Genomic DNA, 2,007 nt, shown 5'->3' with positions numbered 1-2,007 from the left:
CCGGCCCGGCGCCGGCCCCGCCGGCCACGTGGCGCCGGGCCGTATGCCCTCCACCGCCTCGGCACGGCCGCCTGCCCGCCTGCGGCGGGCCACCGGCCGATGCCTGTCCTCGCCCCGTGACGGACACCATCACCGCGCTCTCCGCCACCGAACTCCGCGCCCACCGCGACGAATTCGCCGCCCTGCTCCTCGCCACGGTCGACGCAGGCTCGTCCCGCGGCTTCCTCCCCGGGCTCGACCGGCGCGCCGCCGCCTGAGGGGACTCCCTGCTGCCCGCCGTCGAGGACGGCTCCCTCGCGCCGTGGGTCTCCCGCACCGGCGGCGACGGCCGGATCGACGGCGCCGTGAGCGGGTACCGGGAGACCGAGTCGAAGGGCGGCCACCCACCGAGCCGCGCGCATTCGTGGTCCACCCGGCAGCCCGCGGCCGGGGTACCGCCCGCGCCCCCCTCCCCGGGGCCGAGTCGGCCGCCGCCCGCGCCGGGGTGGTGCTGCTGTTCCTGGACACCGGGACCGGCAGCGCAGCCGAGCGGGTCCACCGCTCCGCGAGCCGGACGGAGGCCGACAGCACCCCGACCACACCACCGACCCGGAGGCCGGCGCAACCCCACGACCCTCTTCTCCGAGCAGCTCCGCGGCGCCCACGGGTGACCTCGCCCGCCGCGCGGCGTTAGACCCGTAGCCGCCGGCCACCGAGCGAGGGAGACCGTATGTCCGCAGCATCGCCCGCCGCACCCCTGACCCGCCGCGCGGTTCTCCGTACGGCCTTCACCGCGGCTGTGCTCGCCGGTACGGCCGCGGCCCTGGCCCCGGTACTGCGCGCCCGGCGCCCCCGGCAGACCCTCACCCCGGCGCCGCTCGCCGAGGAGGAGACGTACCGCGGCCGGCACATCGCCGTCGACGTCGCCGGGGTCCGGATCGACGGCCGCCCGCTGCACGTCATGCGCCGAGCCGACGGGAGTTACCTCAGCGGGATCAACCACTTCCAGTCCTATTCCACGCCCCTGGAACTGGCCCGGGCCGCCGTCGACGAACTGGGCACCGCCCAGCTCGCCTTCGCGGCCCCGCACCACGGCTGACTGACCCACGGGAACGGGAGGAGCCCCGCATTGCACACCCGGCAGAACCAGAAGAACCTCACCAGCACCCAGAAGAAGCGGTTCACCGCGGCGGTGCTGGAACTCAAGCGCACGGGCGCCTACGACGCCCTGGTGCGCACCCACGACAAGTACTTCGTGCCCGACCGTGACCGCAAACTGCGCGTCGGGCACATGTGTCCGTCCTTCTTCCCCTGGCACCGGCGCTACCTGCTGGAGTTCGAACGGCAGTTACAGGCGATCGACCCGGGCGTGAGCGTCCCGTACTGGGACTGGACCACCGACACGAGCCCGGTCTCCTCCCTCTGGGCCGACGACTTCCTCGGCGGCACCGGCCGGACGAGCGACCGCAAGGTGATGACCGGGCCGTTCGCCTACGACACGGGCAACTGGACGGTGACCGTGGGCATCACCGAGTCCGCGTTCCTCACCCGCAACCTCGGCCGGCCGCAGAACCCGATCACCCTGCCCACCGCGGCAGAACTCCAGTGGGCCATCGACGACCCGACCTACGACGTCTCCCCCTGGGACTCCACGGCCACCGCGGGTGGCTTCCGCAACAAGCTGGAGGGCTGGTCGGCCCCCAGGAGCGAGCGCTGGCGCAACCACAACAAGGTCCACCAGTGGATCGGCGGCCACATGACGGGCGGTACGGCGCCCAACGACCCGGCGTTCTGGCTCCACCACGCCTTCGTCGACCTGGTCTGGGACCGCTGGCAGCAGAAGCACCCCCGCTCCGGCTACCTGCCCGCCGCCCCTCTCGCCGTCGGCGACCTCCAGCGCGGCCGGGTGATCGCCCTCGACGAGCCGATGCCCCCCTGGAACATCACCCCGCGCGAGATGTCCGGCCACCAGGGCCTCTACCGCTACGAATGACGCGGCCCGCCCCCTGCGCACGCAGGGGGCACGGG

Annotated in this window: 3 protein-coding genes; all 3 read left to right on the top strand. The window is 74.1% G+C overall.

Annotated features, from left to right (window positions below):
* The first annotated feature begins 116 nt into the window (after positions 1-116).
* The 3 genes from ACWGIU_RS36655 (at position 117) to ACWGIU_RS36645 (ending at position 1,972) form a co-directional block, all read left to right on the top strand.
* Positions 117-257 carry a hypothetical protein gene (locus tag ACWGIU_RS36655; protein WP_453712400.1) on the top strand — a complete coding sequence of 47 codons (141 nt, stop codon included), beginning with the start codon at positions 117-119 and terminating at the stop codon, positions 255-257.
* Between the two features lie 452 nt (positions 258-709).
* Positions 710-1,078 (top strand): tyrosinase family oxidase copper chaperone, encoded by a 369-nt coding sequence (locus ACWGIU_RS36650; protein WP_328786936.1) that lies wholly within the window; start codon positions 710-712, stop codon positions 1,076-1,078.
* A 30-nt stretch (positions 1,079-1,108) separates the two neighbouring features.
* Entirely contained in the window at positions 1,109-1,972 is an 864-nt protein-coding gene (locus tag ACWGIU_RS36645) for a tyrosinase family protein (protein WP_453712399.1), read from the top strand.
* Positions 1,973-2,007 lie beyond the last annotated feature (35 nt).

Source organism: Streptomyces sp. NPDC054840, from assembly GCF_053611065.1.
This window is presented reverse-complemented; position numbering and strand designations above follow the sequence as displayed.

Bases quoted from the DNA above. Each gene is read 5' to 3' on its own strand.
- ACWGIU_RS36650 (WP_328786936.1), top strand. From the start codon at position 710: ATGTCCGCAGCATCGCCCGCCGCACCCCTGACCCGCCGCGCGGTTCTC.